Genomic DNA, 15425 nt, shown 5'->3' with positions numbered 1-15425 from the left:
TATCATATACTACTTCAAGATGATTGTCTCATTTTCCTGCAAAGGATTACAATACGTTTTGAAACTAAGTTGAATATTTCTCACTTTTTAAAGAAATCGGTTACAATAGAGTATGTATTGACATTATTTCGTTGGAGGTTTAACCATGAAGGATCCACGTATTGAAAAACTAGCAAAAAACCTAATCAACTACTCGGTAGAACTGCAAAAAGGTGAGAAGGTATTAATTGAAAACTTTGGTCTGCAGCGCGAGCTTGTTACAGCACTTGTTAAGGAAGCTTATTTAGCAGGCGGATATCCGTTTGTACTTTTAAAGGACCAACAAGTAGACCGTGCGTTATTGCTTGGCGCTGAGGAAGAGCAATTTAACATGATCGCTGATTTTGAAGCGAATGTTATGAGCAAAATGGATGCATACATAGGACTGCGTTCTGGTGATAACATCAACGAGCAGGCAGATGTGCCAGACGATAAGATTAAAATCCATGGAAATACGATTGGCAAAAAGGTTCATCGCGATATCCGCGTACCGAAAACCAAGTGGGTTGTTCTTCGCTACCCAACATCAAACATGGCCCAGCTTGCAAAAATGAGCACAGAGGCATTTGAGGACTTCTATTTTGATGTCTGTAATTTGGATTATGGAAAAATGGATAAGGCCATGGACAGTCTTGTGGAATTGATGAACCGGACAGATAAAGTTCGTCTCACAGGTCCTGGAACAGACCTTACCTTCTCAATAAAAGACATTCCTGCAATAAAGTGTGCAGGTCATGCCAATATTCCTGATGGAGAGGTATATAGTGCACCCGTACGTGATTCGGTAAATGGAGTGATTACCTATAACACCCCATCTCCTTATCACGGGTTTACTTTTGAAAATGTAAAGCTAACATTTAAAGATGGTAAAATCGTTGAGGCTGTTGCGAACGATACTGAGCGAATCAATAAAATATTCGATACAGATGAAGGGGCACGCTATGTTGGAGAATTTGCTATCGGCGTTAACCCCTACATTTTAAATCCAATGCAAGATATTTTATTTGATGAGAAAATCGCAGGCAGCTTCCACTTTACACCCGGTCAATGCTATGATGAGGCCTTTAACGGAAACCATTCTAACATTCACTGGGATATGGTTAACATCCAGCGTCCGGAATATGGCGGGGGCGAAATCTATTTTGACGATGTTTTAATTCGTAAAGATGGTCTTTTTGTTATTCCTGAGTTAGAAGGACTAAACCCAGAGAAATTAAAATAGAAAAGCGGAAGCGCCTTACCTAGGCTGCTTGCGCTAGACAATAAAAAAGAAAGGATGTCAGTTGGACTGACATCCTTTCTTTTTTTATAGAGTCAACTGCTTTTCATAGGATTCTTGGAATTTTTGGATATCTCCTGCACCCATAAAGATTATGACGCTATTTTTATGTTTCTCAAGCAGGGAGGTATTTTCTTCCGATAAAATTTCTGCTCCTTCAATTTTTGTTTGAAGATCATTTATCGTCAACTTCCCATGATTCTCTCTGGCAGAGCCAAAAATTTCACACAAATACGTTTTATCGGCAAGTCTCAAGCTTTTCGCAAAATCCTCTAGAAAAGCCTGAGTTCTTGAGAACGTATGAGGCTGAAACACGGCTACAATTTCACGATCTGGGTATTTTTGATTAGCAGCATCGATGGTAGCTTTAATTTCCGTTGGGTGATGGGCATAATCGTCAATCAAAATTTGTGATCCAATTCTTTTTTCCGAAAATCTTCTTTTCACACCCTCGAAGGATTCCAATTGTTCTTTTACAATTGACACATCAATTTCTTCATAGTGGCACACCCCAATAACGGCAAGTGCATTTAATACGCTATGCTCACCGTAGGTAGGAATAGTAAACGTATCATAAAATGTATTGCGAATAAATACATCAAATGTTGTTCCACTAGTACTTTTCACAAGGTTTTTGGCTTGATAGTCATTTTCCTCACCAAATCCATAAAACAATACAGGGACCTTGGCTTGAATTTTTTGAAGTTGTTCATCATCCCCGTATGCGAATATCCCCTTCTTAACTTGAACGGCCATTTCTTGGAATGCTGAAAAAACATCATCAATATTGGCAAAATAATCTGGATGATCAAAATCTATATTTGTCATAATCGCATAATCAGGAAAATAGGACAAAAAGTGTCTTCTGTATTCGCACGCTTCAAAAACAAAATATTTCGAGCCTTCTTCACCTTTACCTGTACCATCACCAATTAAGAACGAAGTCGGCTTTGCACCCTTGATAACATGCGCCAACAGACCCGTTGTCGACGTTTTACCGTGTGCACCAGTTATGGCAATACTGGTGAAATTCTGCATAAAATCACCTAAAAAGCGGTGGTAACGAATAATCGGCAGCCCGAGCTTCATAGCCTCTTGAATTTCCTCATGAGTATCAGGAAATGCATTTCCAGCAATAATAGTCATCCCCGGTTTGATGTTTTCCTTTTGAAAGGGGAGAATCTTTATTCCTGATTTTTCAAGGGCCAGTTGAGTAAAAAAGCGCTTTTCGACATCGGAGCCTTGTACATCGAAATTCATATCATGGAGAACTTGTGCTAATGCACTCATTCCTGACCCCTTAATACCTACAAAATGGTAAATAGTCATATAAAGAACCTCCAACCAACGTCTATCTGTAAAACAGTATATGACATCTATCTTAAAATGCTAATTGTTGAAACGAAACGCCTTGACGCTTTAACTTGCTAATATACGAAAATAATTGAGTAATTCACATTTAAGTATTATATCATTGTTCATCAATAAAAACTATTTGATACTTCATTAATAGTATATTTTTTGTTTTTTCTTAACAAAGAATACTAAAGACTAGTTCATTGTACCAGTGTCTTGCAAGGACTCCAAGTCTGCCAACGTAATCAAGACTTCGCGTGGCTTACTGCCGTTAGCGCTGGTAATAAAACCATTCGATTCGAGCATATCCATTAATCGTGCTGCACGGTTATAGCCGATTTTAAATCTTCTTTGCAGGCTGGATGTGGAAGCCAATCCTTGTTCGATAATAAATTCACAAGCTTCGTAAAAGAGTTCATCTTCTTCTTCTGTTACCTGTGCCTTCTTTAAAAGTTCCTCTTGTTCAAACAAGTAATCAGGCTCACGCTGTTCTCTTACGTGCCCGACCACAAGATCAATTTCTTCATCTGAAACAAAGGTCCCTTGCAGACGTACAGGCTTTGACGAACCATTCTCTAAGAATAGCATATCTCCGCGACCGAGTAATTTTTCGGCACCACTTATATCAATAATGGTACGTGAATCTACCTGCGAAGATACGGAAAAGGCAATCCGTGTTGGAATGTTGGCTTTTATTAATCCAGTAATAACATCCACAGACGGTCTTTGCGTAGCAACAATTAAATGAATTCCACATGCTCTTGCTTTTTGAGCAATCCTGCAAATCGCCTCTTCCACATCAGCGGGCGACATCATCATTAAATCTGCTAACTCATCAATAATAATCACAATAAACGGCAGTTTATCAGAGTATTGTTTATGCTTGATGGCAAGCTCATTGAATCGGTTTATGTCGCGAACTCCTGAATGTGCAAATAACTCATAGCGTCTCTCCATTTCCTCTACTGCCCATTTCAAGGAAGCAGTGGCCGCCTTTACATCCGTTATGACTGGACTAACTAAATGTGGTATTCGATTATATGGAGCAAGCTCTACCATTTTAGGGTCAATCAATAATAGCTTTAAATCTTCCGGACTTGCTTTAAATAATAAACTTACTAGGATCGTATTAATACACACACTCTTACCAGAACCTGTCGCACCAGCTATTAACCCGTGAGGCATTTTCTTTAAATCTGTAACAATTGGTTTTCCGGAAATATCCAGACCAAGTACCGCTGTTAATGGAGAAGCTGATTCACGAAATACGAGACTTTGAATAATTTCATTGATTAACACAGGACGTGATTTTTGGTTTGGCACCTCAATACCTATCGTATGTTTACCTGGAATCGGTGCTTCAATGCGTATATCTCTAGCCGCAAGACTAAGTTTAATATCATCACTTAAATTTGTAATTTTATTAACCTTCACACCTGGCTCAGGTTGGACTTCGAAACGAGTCACAGCTGGTCCTTGTGTTACATTTACTACACTCGCACCAACATTAAAATTCTGCAAGGTTTGATTTAATAGCTCTTCTTGATACAACAGCCATTCCGTATCGTCTTCTACAATAACAGGCGGGTTTAACAAGTTCATCTCAGGAAACTCATATGAACTTGAATCTGATTCTACGATGGATTCCGCTTTTTCGATATTGTTTGCATGTACCGTTTCAACTTTGACCACAGGTTGAATCGATACCGGTTTAGTAGCGATAACTTCAACTTTTGCGGGTTCTACTTGAATTTCTTCTTTTGATTCGAGATTGTCAGTCTTTATCTTCACTTCCTCTTCCTTACCCTTTTCTTCTTGCTCAGGCAAAGTTCTTCTGTTTTTTCTTTCTTCCCATTTTAACTTATCCTGTTTTAACATCATCACATTGAAAGGAAGAGGGGACCGTTTTCGGGTGTGTACCTCTCTAGAATCCTGTGTTAGATCCAGGCTGCTCGTGGCTGCTTGCTCTTCAACCTTTGGCTGATTTCCAGGAAGCTCTTCCATAACCTGAATTTCAGCTAGCGCAACAGCCGTCTCAGAGGCAGCTATTTCCACTTCAGGCATAGGCTCTTTCTCTGTCTCTAAAATTGAAACCAGTAGTTTATCAGAACCATCATCTAGAAAATGACTTAACTCATGCTCGACAATGTTTTCTGAAGGTTTAGCAGGTCTGGTAAAGCCGTAAACAGGTGAAGGAACTTCTGTCAGCTGGAACGGTTTTTTCTTAATTGGAGGTGTATTTTTGTTAATTACCTCCCTAGACTTTGTATCTGTGCTTCTAATTTCAGAACTTTTTCTTAATTCAGGACTGTGCACTTCAGAACGCAGCTCTACTCTCTTTTGACGATTCGTTTTTTCTGATTTTACAGTCGTATCCTCCGGCTGCACATACATATGTCCTTTTCCTTTAGGATACTGATAGGAAATTTTTGTATCAAGATGATACCTGCCCTCGATTATTTTTTGAGGCAGTGACCTTTCCAGCTGCTTAGTATGTATGTCATGTTCAGCATATTCATCCTGATTGTCCTTTATAAACTTTTGAAAAAAGTTTTGGATCCAGCTCAAAACTATCACTCTTTCCACTATTTCTATCACTCTATTTTAACAGGTATTATTAATTTTTCGACAAAAAATCTAATAATAAGCAAAAAAGACCACTTACCGTGATCCTTTTCGGTCTTCATTTCGTGTCTTACCTAAGATAAAAATTGGTTCTAATTCTCCATCCTCGTACAAAAATGACAACGCCGTTATCGGTACACGCCCGTTAGCAAAGAAGCTCATGGCCATTTGTGCTAAAACATCATACCCCGTATTATTTTGAATATCGGCAATGATTAAAACATCCTGATGTGGTACAGCAAGGACCATTGTCCCTGTGATTTTTTTCTGCATATCATGTAAGAAGCCTTTATTCAATATCCGGCTTGCGTCATATCCATCGTTTGAATTAAGAAAATAAAAGGTATTGCCTGCAACATGATCTTCTTTCAATGATGTCTTTAGGGACCTTACATTAAATAAAGCAATTTCTTTAATGCGGCTAGACTGCCATCCCTCTTTTTCCATAATTCGCGAATCAATTAATCTGTATGAAGTCCCCATGTCGTAGGCATAATAGATTTTTGTTTCAGCCGTATGATCCTCCGTTAAAAAAGCAACACCTTCTTCTGATTCGATAGGAAATGATGTTGAGCGAATAACCGGGAAAATCTTTTTCTCATGGTCTGTTAACTGGACTGTGTCCGTCATGGCCCTTAGTCCCTCTTCCACATAATAAACCACTTCATCAATAGCCTTTTCCTTCTCAGAATGCCACTTTGCAACAATCCCCCCCAGCGTGATAGTGATTCCTTTTCCAAGGGTTTTATTTTCGATACGTAATTGATCCTTTTCACGATCATACGTAATTAACCGATCGTCCGCAGTTAAGCGTTTTTCTAATTCTCTTTTCATTTTAATACTATCCATCTTCATCTTTATCCCTCCAGCCTACCCACCAATTGTACATGAAAAAATCCCCCATCTCAAAAAAGATGGAGGAGTAAGGCTGTATTATTTTAGACCGTTAATAAAAGCTTCTATTTCCTCTTGTGTTTTGCGATCCTTACTTACGAAACGGCCAAGCTCTTTCCCCTTTTCAAATGCAAGAAAACTTGGAATACCGTAAACGTCCAACTGTTGGCATAAGTCGATGTATTCATCGCGATCAACATGAATAAAAGTAAATTCACTATACTTTTCTTCAATTTCTGGAAGTATAGGTTCGATAACCCGACAATCTGGACACCAGTTAGCTGAGAACATAAATATTGTTTTTCCTCCATCACGGAGTTGTTCAAATTGCTCAATAGACTCTAAATTTTTCACAAGTAACGCTCCTTCTTTATTTTTTGTTATTTACAACTGATTTTACCATTTGTGTCATTACTGCAGCTTCATTTTTCATACTGCTGGTTTTTATCAATGTTGTAATCTTTGTACCGCCAATCCCAATCGTCATTTCATTCATATCGTCGTCTAGTTTTTTAATGATTAGGTAGCCAAACTGGTCACTTTTCTTAAACTGTTCATTTATATCTAGGTCTTTATTTTGTGCAACAGTTGATTTATAAACTACATTGCTCATTTTATTTTCTTGCGGATTATTAAAAAGAATATATTGTTTAGACCCATTTTTTAAAATTATATTATTAGGAGATTCATCTTCAATTTCATATCCAAAGGGTAAATAAAAGTGAATATCTCCACTTTTTTTGTTTGTTTTTTTCGCCTTTTCATTAAGCGCCTCTTTTACTGCACTAATGGTTTCTTTACTTTCGGCTTTAAAATTTGATTTGCCACAGGCACTTAGTATGAGCATAGATAAGATTATGATCAAAATGGCATTAAAGAATTTCATCTTTCTTCGCCTCCTAATACGACTATTGTCCTATCTATATCATACCTTCCATAATATTCAGAAGACAAGTCTTTTGTCGATATTTGTTGTCGAAAAAGAAAGAATTCCTTAGTAGCAGCTCATTTTACTTCCTAGCGGCTTTTTATAGTGATATTGACCAACTAGGAGGTTCATTATATGTGAAAACATCTCTGAACGGTTGATTAATCCATTTGTAAAAATACCAACTGCACCTTCATTTTTTCGAACATTTTCTTTTTTTGCAAAGTCATCCATGATTGGTCCAAGTTCTTCTCCGGCTCTTAATCGTTCTGCAATCTCCGTAGGAAGTAAAAACCGGGCACCTCCAGCAATAATTGGTTCCATATCTTTCGAGGCTAGGGCTCCCCAATTACACAGCAGCAGACCATAAGAAGTCTCTTGGACACCGCCTTCCAGTCCGATTCCAATATCTCCATTTCCCTGTTCCAAAGCACCAACAGCACGATTGATGGCACCCTTTATTGTCTCTTCGTCTGTGTATGGCTGTTCACTGACACCCGAGTGGATATCTAATGAAAGAAATTCCGTTTGTTGATAATGAAAAGCACTTTTTACAGCGGCTACTTTTGCAGGGTTATTTGACCCTATTACTATTTTCATTACGTACACTCCTTCTTCATAGAAAAAGAAGGCAAAAAATGCCTCCTGATTAGCTGTTAGCTTTGATGGTGTCTACTGTTGTTTGGTCACAAGCTTTAACTAGCTTTACGATTAGTTCTTTGGCAGCTGCGTAATCATCGATATGGATGATAGAAGCATGTGTATGAATGTAGCGAGAACAAATACCGATTACGCCGCTTGGGACACCTTCATTGGATTGGTGAACACGTCCTGCATCCGTACCGCCCTGTGAAACAAAATATTGATAAGGAATTTTATTTGTTTCTGCGGTATCAAGAATAAACTCTCTCATTCCGCGGTGTGTCACCATTGATTTATCTAGAATCCGGAGGAGCGCTCCCTTTCCTAATTGACCGAATTCTGATTTACTTCCTGACATATCGTTCGCTGGACTCGCGTCTAACGCAAAAAAGATATCTGGATTAATCATATTAGCAGCTGTTTGTGCGCCGCGCAGGCCTACTTCCTCTTGGACTGTTGCACCTGAATAGAGAGTATTAGGCAAGGTTTCATCTTTTAGCTCTTGAAGCAATTCGATCGCAAGCCCACATCCATAGCGGTTATCCCAAGCCTTTGCAAGTATTTTCTTTTCGTTCGCCATTGGTGTAAATGGACAAATCGGCAGGATTGCCTGGCCCGGTCTAATTCCAATTCGTTCTGCGTCCTCACGATCGTCTGCACCAATATCGATTAGCATATTTTTCATTTCCATTGGTTTGTTTCGTTTAGCCTCATCCAATAGATGAGGAGGAATTGATCCTACGACACCAATAACTGGTCCATTATTGGTCATGACCTGAACACGCTGAGCCAATAGGACCTGACTCCACCAGCCTCCTAGCGGTTGAAACCTAAGCATGCCATTATCCGTAATCGCCGTTACCATAAAACCAACTTCGTCCATATGACCGGCAACCATAATTCTTGGTCCATTTTGACTACCTTTTTTGACTCCGAAAATACTGCCTAATTTGTCCTGGATTATTTCATCTGCATATTGAGATAATTGCTCTTTCATGAAGTTTCTAACTAAATGCTCATTTCCAGGTGCTCCTGGGAGTTCTGTTAAAGTTTTGAATAAATTTAATGTTTGCTCATTCAACGTATTTTCCCCCTTAATAGTATGTAATTAAATATGTATATTTTTATATTACTGAAATTTATGTCCTCTTACCAAGGATTTATTATGTTCTTGCTAATAAATGAGATATACTGGAAATAAAGCAAATTGAAATTTTGGAGGTGCCTTATGAACTGGAAATCATTTTTCCTTGGTGCAGCAGTTGGTGTAATCAGCGGCTATGCAGTAAAGGAAATCATTTCACAAAAAACATATGTTTCCCCTGAAAAAGTTTTGGAAAACGTAAAAAAACAATTTAACCAAAATGGACCGATTAGCGGCTCTTGGATACATATGGTAACAGAGCCTTTTGAGAAGCACCAAATTACCTATCAAGTTTATAAGGGTGGAATTTCTAAAAGTCAAAATGGAGTTAATGAACAGTTCGAATTCATTGCCGACGCGTCGACAGGAACCCTTCTAGATGTAAAGTCCACAACAGAGCCTGCCCTTTAAAAAGACAGAAGCCGTATCCCAAGAGGTACGGCTTTTTATATCGTCACCTTATTTAACCCTCTTTATACTGTTTAGAATATCACCGTCAGTTCCCCATTTTACAGCGCGATAAAAGGCATCATGGTAAAAAGTAAACCATACATCTTTATCGGCAGCATAGGTACTCCATTTCTCTTTCGCAGCGATAGAGTCCATTGGATAATCGTCATAGGCCATGACCCATAATGGGTTCTTATGAGCATGCGTTGGCATTAAGTCTGCCATGTGGATAGCCATCTCGCCTTCATCCTCAATAACAAGGATCGAATGTCCATTACTGTGACCGCAAGTATGATACATGCTAATAGCCCCTAAACTCCATTTTTCATCAAATGGAATCACTTGCGCTTGGATGGGTTCCCAATTTTCTTTCCAGTATGTACTTTTTGATCGTATATTTGGGTTTCTCATTTCATCCCATTCAATAGTTGTGGTAATGATCTTAGCATTAGGAAAGACTGATTTATAAACCCCATCTTCCAACTTTGTCAGTCCGCCAACGTGATCATTGTGCAAATGAGTCATTAATACATAATCAATATCCTCTGGAGTTAACCCTAACTGTTGTAATGAACTCTCTACGTCCGATTCAGCTGTAACACCAAAATTCCGAAGTTGTTTTTCCGATAATTTTCCCTTTCCAAGTCCTGCTTCTACTAAAATATTCTTGCCATCCATTTGGATTAAGATTGGATCTGTAGGAAGTTCAATCAGATTTTTGTCATTTGGCGGATACCTCTTCGACCATAAAGCCTTAGGAACAACACCAAACATAGCGCCGCCATCTAGGTTTGTAACACCACCTGATAACCACGTAAGCTTAACTCTGCCAATTAGTAAAGTCTCCATGCCCTGCCCCCCTTTGATTGATTATTCATATTTTACCATATTCAAAAAGGACAGTCTTTTGAATAGACTGTCCGATGATTAGTTTTGATATTTTACTTCACAACGGTAAATTCGATTACCCGCTTCGGAGAACTTTTGTTCATACTCTGTCATGATATTTCCTTCAAAATCACTTTTATGAAGGTCAAGGCTAAGGAAAGTTAATAATAACCCATACTCGGAAAAACTTTTCAATGAATATTCAAATAAGCCTTGATTATCGGTTTTAAAATGGATTTCTCCTTTATCAACCATTATGTTTTCGTAAAGCTTCAAGAAGTCCTTATAGGTCAGCCTTCTTTTTTCATGGCGGGTCTTTGGCCATGGGTCGGAGAAATTAAGATACACTCTATCCACATCATTTTTTTCAAAATATTTATTTAATTCACTGGCATTGACATTGAGTAATCTTAAATTTGGTAAATCGGCTTCAATTAATCGATCTAAAGCAGCAACAATAACGGAATCGTAAAGTTCTATACCTATATAATTAATATCAGGATGAGCCTTGGCCATTTCTGTCACAAAGCGGCCTTTACCTGTACCGACTTCTATATGAAGAGGCTGTTCATTATGAAAAACTTCATGCCACTTTCCTTTATAATTTTCGGGATTCGCAACAATATATTGTGGATGGTTCTCAATCATTTCCTTCGCCCAAGGTTTATTCCTAAGTCTCATTATGCCACTCCTATAAAAGATAATATTTTTATTATTGGTAATAATGGGGGTTCCCATTAATGTATAAACAAAAAAAGAATCCACAACCTAACTGTGAATTCTTTTTTATTTTCACTTGAAAGGGTGTACCAACATGCCATTAAATCATCAGGACCAGGTTTCATTACTAAAAGATATATTAAATAATCATCAAACCGATTGCTGTGGGTCTGTTTCAGAATGTGAACAATTGGAACGATTAGTAAAATCTCTAATGGTGAACACACAGATTGATCAAAATGTTAAAAGCATTTTGCAGGAGGTATATAATTACAGTCAGTATGGTGCTCAAACTGCTGACCTAGATGAGCATATTCTTTCTAATCAAGGTAACTTATCCCAATGGGTATCTAATATAGACAGTTATTCCTGATTACAAAAGCTCATCTAAAAAAGCAATCCATTTATCCATTTCCTGAATACGGTCTTTGTTTTTGTAAAATTGTATCGAAGACAGTGTTTGAAGTGCCACATACCATTTCATTCTAAGTTTTAAGTTTTCCGTTAACGGTTTTCCATACATCGCTAACCAGCTATTCCAATTATCTTCCGGAATGTACCAATAAAGCAGCATCCCAAGATCAATCGCTGGGTCTGCGATCATCGCACCATCCCAGTCAATTAAATACAACTGGTTGTCTTCAGTAAGCAGCCAGTTGTTATGGTTAACATCACCATGACAAACGACCTTCTCATTACTGACGACATTTGCTACTTCATTTAAGAGAAAATTCAGCGTTTTTTTTACAACCGGTAAAGATAACACTTCTTCATCCAAATCAACGACAACAGATTGAAAAATTGCATCTGGCTGTAAAGGCTGCTTTTCAAGTCTGCTTAACATCCCTACCATTGGTTCGGAGCGATGAATCTTCCTTAACATCCTGGCCACACGTTCATGATTCATATCATGCGGCTTTAACTCCCGTCCAGGCAGCCATTGCTGTGCTGTAATCACATCTCCGTTTTCCAATCGCTTTGTCCAAACAAGCTTTGGGACGATTCCTTCTGCAGATAGTACTGCTAGAAAAGGAGAGGAATTGCGTTTTAGAAAAAGCCTTTGGTCCTCGTAGCTAGCATAAAAGGCTTCTCCCGTTGCGCCCCCCGCAGGGACAATCTCCCATTCTTGTCCTAATATATGTTCCAAAATTGTTCACCTTCAATTTATGCCGTTCTCAAATGGGTCTCAAAACTCCATTTAGTAGTTTAATTAAGTAAATATATTTTAGAAAAATAAAAAAAGCTATTGGACAATAACACACAATAGCCATCTTACTAAATTTTATCTCCAATTAGCTTTGATAGTCAAGTATATCTAAACAAACTATTTTTTTGCTAAAATGGTTAAGCAAACTGGTTCTAGTACCATTTCTGTTCCTTGAACCTTCTGCTTGGAATAAATTTCCGCTATTTTATCATTGGCAATTACTGTCCAGGTTCCATCCGGAATATCGATTGATTGTTTCTTCCTTAGGGGGTTGATGAGTAAAAGCACCTGATTGATTTCATTACTCTGAATCTGAAAGGAAATTCCAATCAGAGGCGCCGGCATTGGTAAAATAAGAGTATTTGCTCGGATTTCATCAGCACTTTTCATTCGAAAACAAGGTAACTCTTTACGGATTTTTATCAATCCCTTTATATAGTCAACATTGTCCTTATAAAGATGTTTTCGATCCCAATCGAGCTGGTTAATATGATCTGGTGATTTATAACTATTCCCATCGCCTCGTTTTGTCCGGAAGAATTCCTGACCACTGTGCAGAAAAGGAATTCCTTGAGATAATAGTACAAGACCTGTTGCCAGCCGGTGATATTTCATATGAAGAGCATGGTCTGAATCTGGGAGGCAAGAAGTAAGTTTATCCCATATCGTATGATTGTCATGGCATTCAGCATAATTTACCGACTGAGATGGTTCAGTTAAAAGACCTCCAGCTTCTTGATTGAATCCAATGCTTCCGGTAATGACATCGATAGCGCCTTCATAATAATGCTCATTACCTAATACGTACCCTTTATCATACAAATTAAAAGTACTGCCCTTTACCGTATCGCGAAATTTATCATTAAATTGACCGATGTCAGGAAGCTTTGATTGATTTCGAATAATTGCTTTTTTATCAATGGGAAGCGGGGTATTAAGGTTCCAGCCTTCTCCGATTATCAGGGTTCCCTCTTGAATGCTATCACATGTCTTCCTAACTTCCTTCATGGTTTCAACATCCAAAATCCCCATTAGGTCGAAACGAAACCCATCAATATGATATTCCTCCATCCAAAAACGGATGGAATCAACGATAAACTTTCTCACCATTTTCCTCTCTGAGGCAATATCATTTCCAACTCCTGTACCATTCGATGGGAAGCCAAGCTCATTATGGCGAAAGTAATAACCTGGAACGACTTTCTCAAAGGAAGAAGTTTCGCGAATGTAGACATGATTGTAAACTACATCCATGATCACTCTTATTCCCTGCTCGTGAATCGCATCAATTAATTGCTTCAATTCAATGATTCTGGCATATGGATCGGATGGATTTGTGGAATAGGATCCCTCAGGAACATTAAAGTGTATCGGGTTATATCCCCAGTTATAATCTTTATGTGGTTCCACTTCATCTACCCCTGCAAAATCATTGAATGGCAGAAATTCAATATGAGTAATTCCTAAATCTTTTACATAGGAGAGCCCCGTTGGCTCACTTTCTTTCCCTTTTGTATTTAGCTCACTTGCTCCTAAATAGAGTCCTTTATGTTTAACACCGCTATTTGGATGGATGGTGAAATCCCTGATATGTGTTTCGTAAATAATCGCGTCAACCGGATTTTCAAAGGGGGGTAACATGACCTTTTCCCTCCGGGTTTTCTCTAGCTTTACAATAACTCCGAGTTCCCCATTCGCTGTGACAGCAACAGCATAAGGATCTACTGATTCTCTCCACTCTTGGTTTACAAGGATTAGGAAGGTATATTGATAAAGTTCTAAATCAGCGTTAACCGTTATTGACCAAACACCTTTAGCTTCACGTTTCATCTTGAGAATTTCGGAAAAAGAACTGTTTGGATTTCGTAATTTTAATTTTACTTGTGTGGCGGTAGGTGCCCAAAGTTTAAATTGCGTTTGATTAGCACTGCATTTCACGCCAAGGTCATTTCCATCATAGAAAAAGCGATTATCAAATGCAGGTGTTCGAATCACTGCACCTATTTGAAGATCTGTTCTTCCACCATGTTCATCTATTACCCAATGGGGATGCCCAAAAGAAATTTCCTCAGCAAGCCGACAAATATATTTATTATGATTTTCAATTTGCTGCTTCTTGATAATTTGCAAAGTTCTAACACGTTGTGATTCGTCAGTGATCGAGAAAGTGGAAGACAAACCTTGATGATAGGAAAGTGGAAGAAGAATCGTAATGATGTCCATCTCATCTAAATAAGCTAGGAAAATACGTTCATTGGAGTTCATTCGAGTCCCTCTCTTTCAGATCAGTTTCTCGCATACTTCCCACCCTCGTTAAAACTTTTAGTGTTTTTGTTTGAATATGGATATTTAAGGGAGTGTAACCTAGATTCTCGCCATCCGCATGGACATACAAGGAAGAAGAGGATTGAATTGAAACCATTCGTCCCTTAAAGGTTTTTACCTCTTTAAACTGAATGTGCTTACCCCAAAATACACTAATAAAAACCAATAATAGCTTCAACTTTGATAAATTATGAACTACTGTAATATCTAAGAGACCATCAGCTGGGTGCGCCTTAGGTGCAATCATCATTCCTCCACCATAATAGGGTTGATTGGAAACAGTTACAAACCATGTTTTTTCAAGTATATGCCTTCTGCCGTCAATTGATAAATCAATTGTTGTGCAATTATAAGAAAATAGTTTTTTTAGTAAAAAATACACGTATACCAGCCTGCCTAAAGACAGTTTATTTAGCCAAGCTTTGACTTTAGAATGATTTACCTCATAGGAAATTAATGCATCAAACCCAGCACCCATATTATTGATGAAATAAGCTTGAGAATCATCCTTCATTGTGACTTTTCCAATATCAATGATTGCTGCTTCCTTTTTTATCAGCCGAAGAATGACCGATAAAGCTTCTTCTGGGTCTGAGGGGATATCAAAGCCTCTAGAAAAGTCATTTCCAGAGCCTCCAGGAACAAAACCAAGAGTAATATTGTTATATTCTACAATCCCATTTAAGACTTCGTGCATGGTTCCGTCCCCGCCAACGGCAATCATGACTTTTTGCTCATGATTACTTGCAGCAATTTGTGACGCTAGTTTGATTGCATGACCAGGGTACTCTGTAAAGAAAGCAAAGTAAGGGATTTTATCCTCCATTAGTTTTGTCTCAACTTTTCCCCAAACATTTAAACAGTAGCCATTTCTCGCTTTTGGATTGATAATAAAGTAGATTTGTTTCATACAACCAACCTTTTACGT

General features: G+C 38.2%; 15 protein-coding genes. 3 read left to right on the top strand and 12 right to left on the bottom strand.

Going from position 1 to position 15425, the window contains the following annotated elements:
• Window positions 1-145: 145 nt before the first annotated feature.
• On the top strand, window positions 146-1261 hold the full coding sequence (locus QFZ31_RS27050; RefSeq protein ID WP_307309074.1) for an aminopeptidase: 1116 nt from the start codon (window positions 146-148) through the stop codon (window positions 1259-1261).
• Window positions 1262-1345: 84 nt separating this feature from the next.
• Here the strand turns inward: QFZ31_RS27050 and murC are convergent, their stop codons facing one another.
• From murC to QFZ31_RS27015, 7 genes are all read right to left on the bottom strand, one after another.
• Window positions 1346-2647 carry a UDP-N-acetylmuramate--L-alanine ligase gene (gene murC, locus QFZ31_RS27045; protein WP_307309071.1) on the bottom strand — a complete coding sequence of 434 codons (1302 nt, stop codon included), beginning with the start codon at window positions 2645-2647 and terminating at the stop codon, window positions 1346-1348.
• A gap of 222 nt (window positions 2648-2869) precedes the next feature.
• Window positions 2870-5242 (bottom strand): DNA translocase FtsK, encoded by a 2373-nt coding sequence (locus QFZ31_RS27040; protein WP_307309069.1) that lies wholly within the window; start codon window positions 5240-5242, stop codon window positions 2870-2872.
• A 93-nt stretch (window positions 5243-5335) separates the two neighbouring features.
• Window positions 5336-6148: a DUF1444 domain-containing protein gene (locus QFZ31_RS27035; protein WP_307311812.1), complete on the bottom strand. Its 813-nt coding sequence runs from the start codon at window positions 6146-6148 to the stop codon at window positions 5336-5338.
• Window positions 6149-6232: 84 nt separating this feature from the next.
• Entirely contained in the window at window positions 6233-6547 is a 315-nt protein-coding gene (locus QFZ31_RS27030; RefSeq protein ID WP_179601740.1) for a thioredoxin family protein, read from the bottom strand.
• 16 nt (window positions 6548-6563) lie between these two features.
• A complete protein-coding gene (locus QFZ31_RS27025) occupies window positions 6564-7079 on the bottom strand; it encodes a hypothetical protein (protein ID WP_307309064.1) in 516 nt (171 codons plus the stop codon).
• A 108-nt stretch (window positions 7080-7187) separates the two neighbouring features.
• On the bottom strand, window positions 7188-7721 hold the full coding sequence (locus QFZ31_RS27020) for a DUF84 family protein (protein ID WP_307309061.1): 534 nt from the start codon (window positions 7719-7721) through the stop codon (window positions 7188-7190).
• Between the two features lie 49 nt (window positions 7722-7770).
• Window positions 7771-8844: a M42 family metallopeptidase gene (locus QFZ31_RS27015; protein WP_307309059.1), complete on the bottom strand. Its 1074-nt coding sequence runs from the start codon at window positions 8842-8844 to the stop codon at window positions 7771-7773.
• A 147-nt stretch (window positions 8845-8991) separates the two neighbouring features.
• On the opposite strand from QFZ31_RS27015, the gene QFZ31_RS27010 reads away from it, so the two are divergent.
• The gene (locus tag QFZ31_RS27010; protein WP_306076250.1) at window positions 8992-9318 is read left to right on the top strand and encodes a PepSY domain-containing protein; all 327 of its coding nucleotides are present in this window, start codon (window positions 8992-8994) and stop codon (window positions 9316-9318) included.
• A 48-nt stretch (window positions 9319-9366) separates the two neighbouring features.
• Here QFZ31_RS27010 and QFZ31_RS27005 read toward each other — a convergent pair whose 3' ends face one another.
• Together QFZ31_RS27005 and trmB are read right to left on the bottom strand one after the other, a co-directional pair.
• Window positions 9367-10206, bottom strand: coding sequence for a YtnP family quorum-quenching lactonase (locus tag QFZ31_RS27005; protein WP_307309056.1), 840 nt, complete (start codon window positions 10204-10206; stop codon window positions 9367-9369).
• 78 nt (window positions 10207-10284) lie between these two features.
• On the bottom strand, window positions 10285-10926 hold the full coding sequence (gene trmB, locus QFZ31_RS27000; RefSeq protein ID WP_307309054.1) for a tRNA (guanosine(46)-N7)-methyltransferase TrmB: 642 nt from the start codon (window positions 10924-10926) through the stop codon (window positions 10285-10287).
• A gap of 133 nt (window positions 10927-11059) precedes the next feature.
• Here trmB and QFZ31_RS26995 point away from each other — a divergent pair, with 133 nt between their 5' ends.
• On the top strand, window positions 11060-11338 hold the full coding sequence (locus QFZ31_RS26995; protein WP_179601727.1) for a YtzH-like family protein: 279 nt from the start codon (window positions 11060-11062) through the stop codon (window positions 11336-11338).
• Here the strand turns inward: QFZ31_RS26995 and QFZ31_RS26990 are convergent, their stop codons facing one another.
• The 3 genes from QFZ31_RS26990 to QFZ31_RS26980 all read right to left on the bottom strand — a co-directional run bounded on the left by QFZ31_RS26990 (window position 11339) and on the right by QFZ31_RS26980 (window position 15407).
• Window positions 11339-12112: a phosphotransferase family protein gene (locus tag QFZ31_RS26990; protein WP_179601725.1), complete on the bottom strand. Its 774-nt coding sequence runs from the start codon at window positions 12110-12112 to the stop codon at window positions 11339-11341. It abuts the gene before it with no gap.
• Between the two features lie 177 nt (window positions 12113-12289).
• Window positions 12290-14437, bottom strand: coding sequence for a type I pullulanase (pulA, locus tag QFZ31_RS26985; RefSeq protein WP_307309051.1), 2148 nt, complete (start codon window positions 14435-14437; stop codon window positions 12290-12292).
• Window positions 14424-15407, bottom strand: a complete 984-nt coding sequence (locus tag QFZ31_RS26980; protein WP_307309050.1) for a diacylglycerol/lipid kinase family protein — start codon at window positions 15405-15407, stop codon at window positions 14424-14426. Before QFZ31_RS26980 ends, pulA begins: the two co-directional genes overlap by 14 nt.
• Between the last annotated feature and the right edge of the window lie 18 nt (window positions 15408-15425).

It is taken from the genome of Neobacillus niacini (genome assembly GCF_030817595.1).
In the GTDB taxonomy this organism is placed as follows: Bacteria; Bacillota; Bacilli; order Bacillales; family Cytobacillaceae; genus Neobacillus; species Neobacillus niacini_G.
Note: the sequence above shows the minus strand (reverse complement) of the source record. Positions and strands in the feature narration are given on the sequence as shown.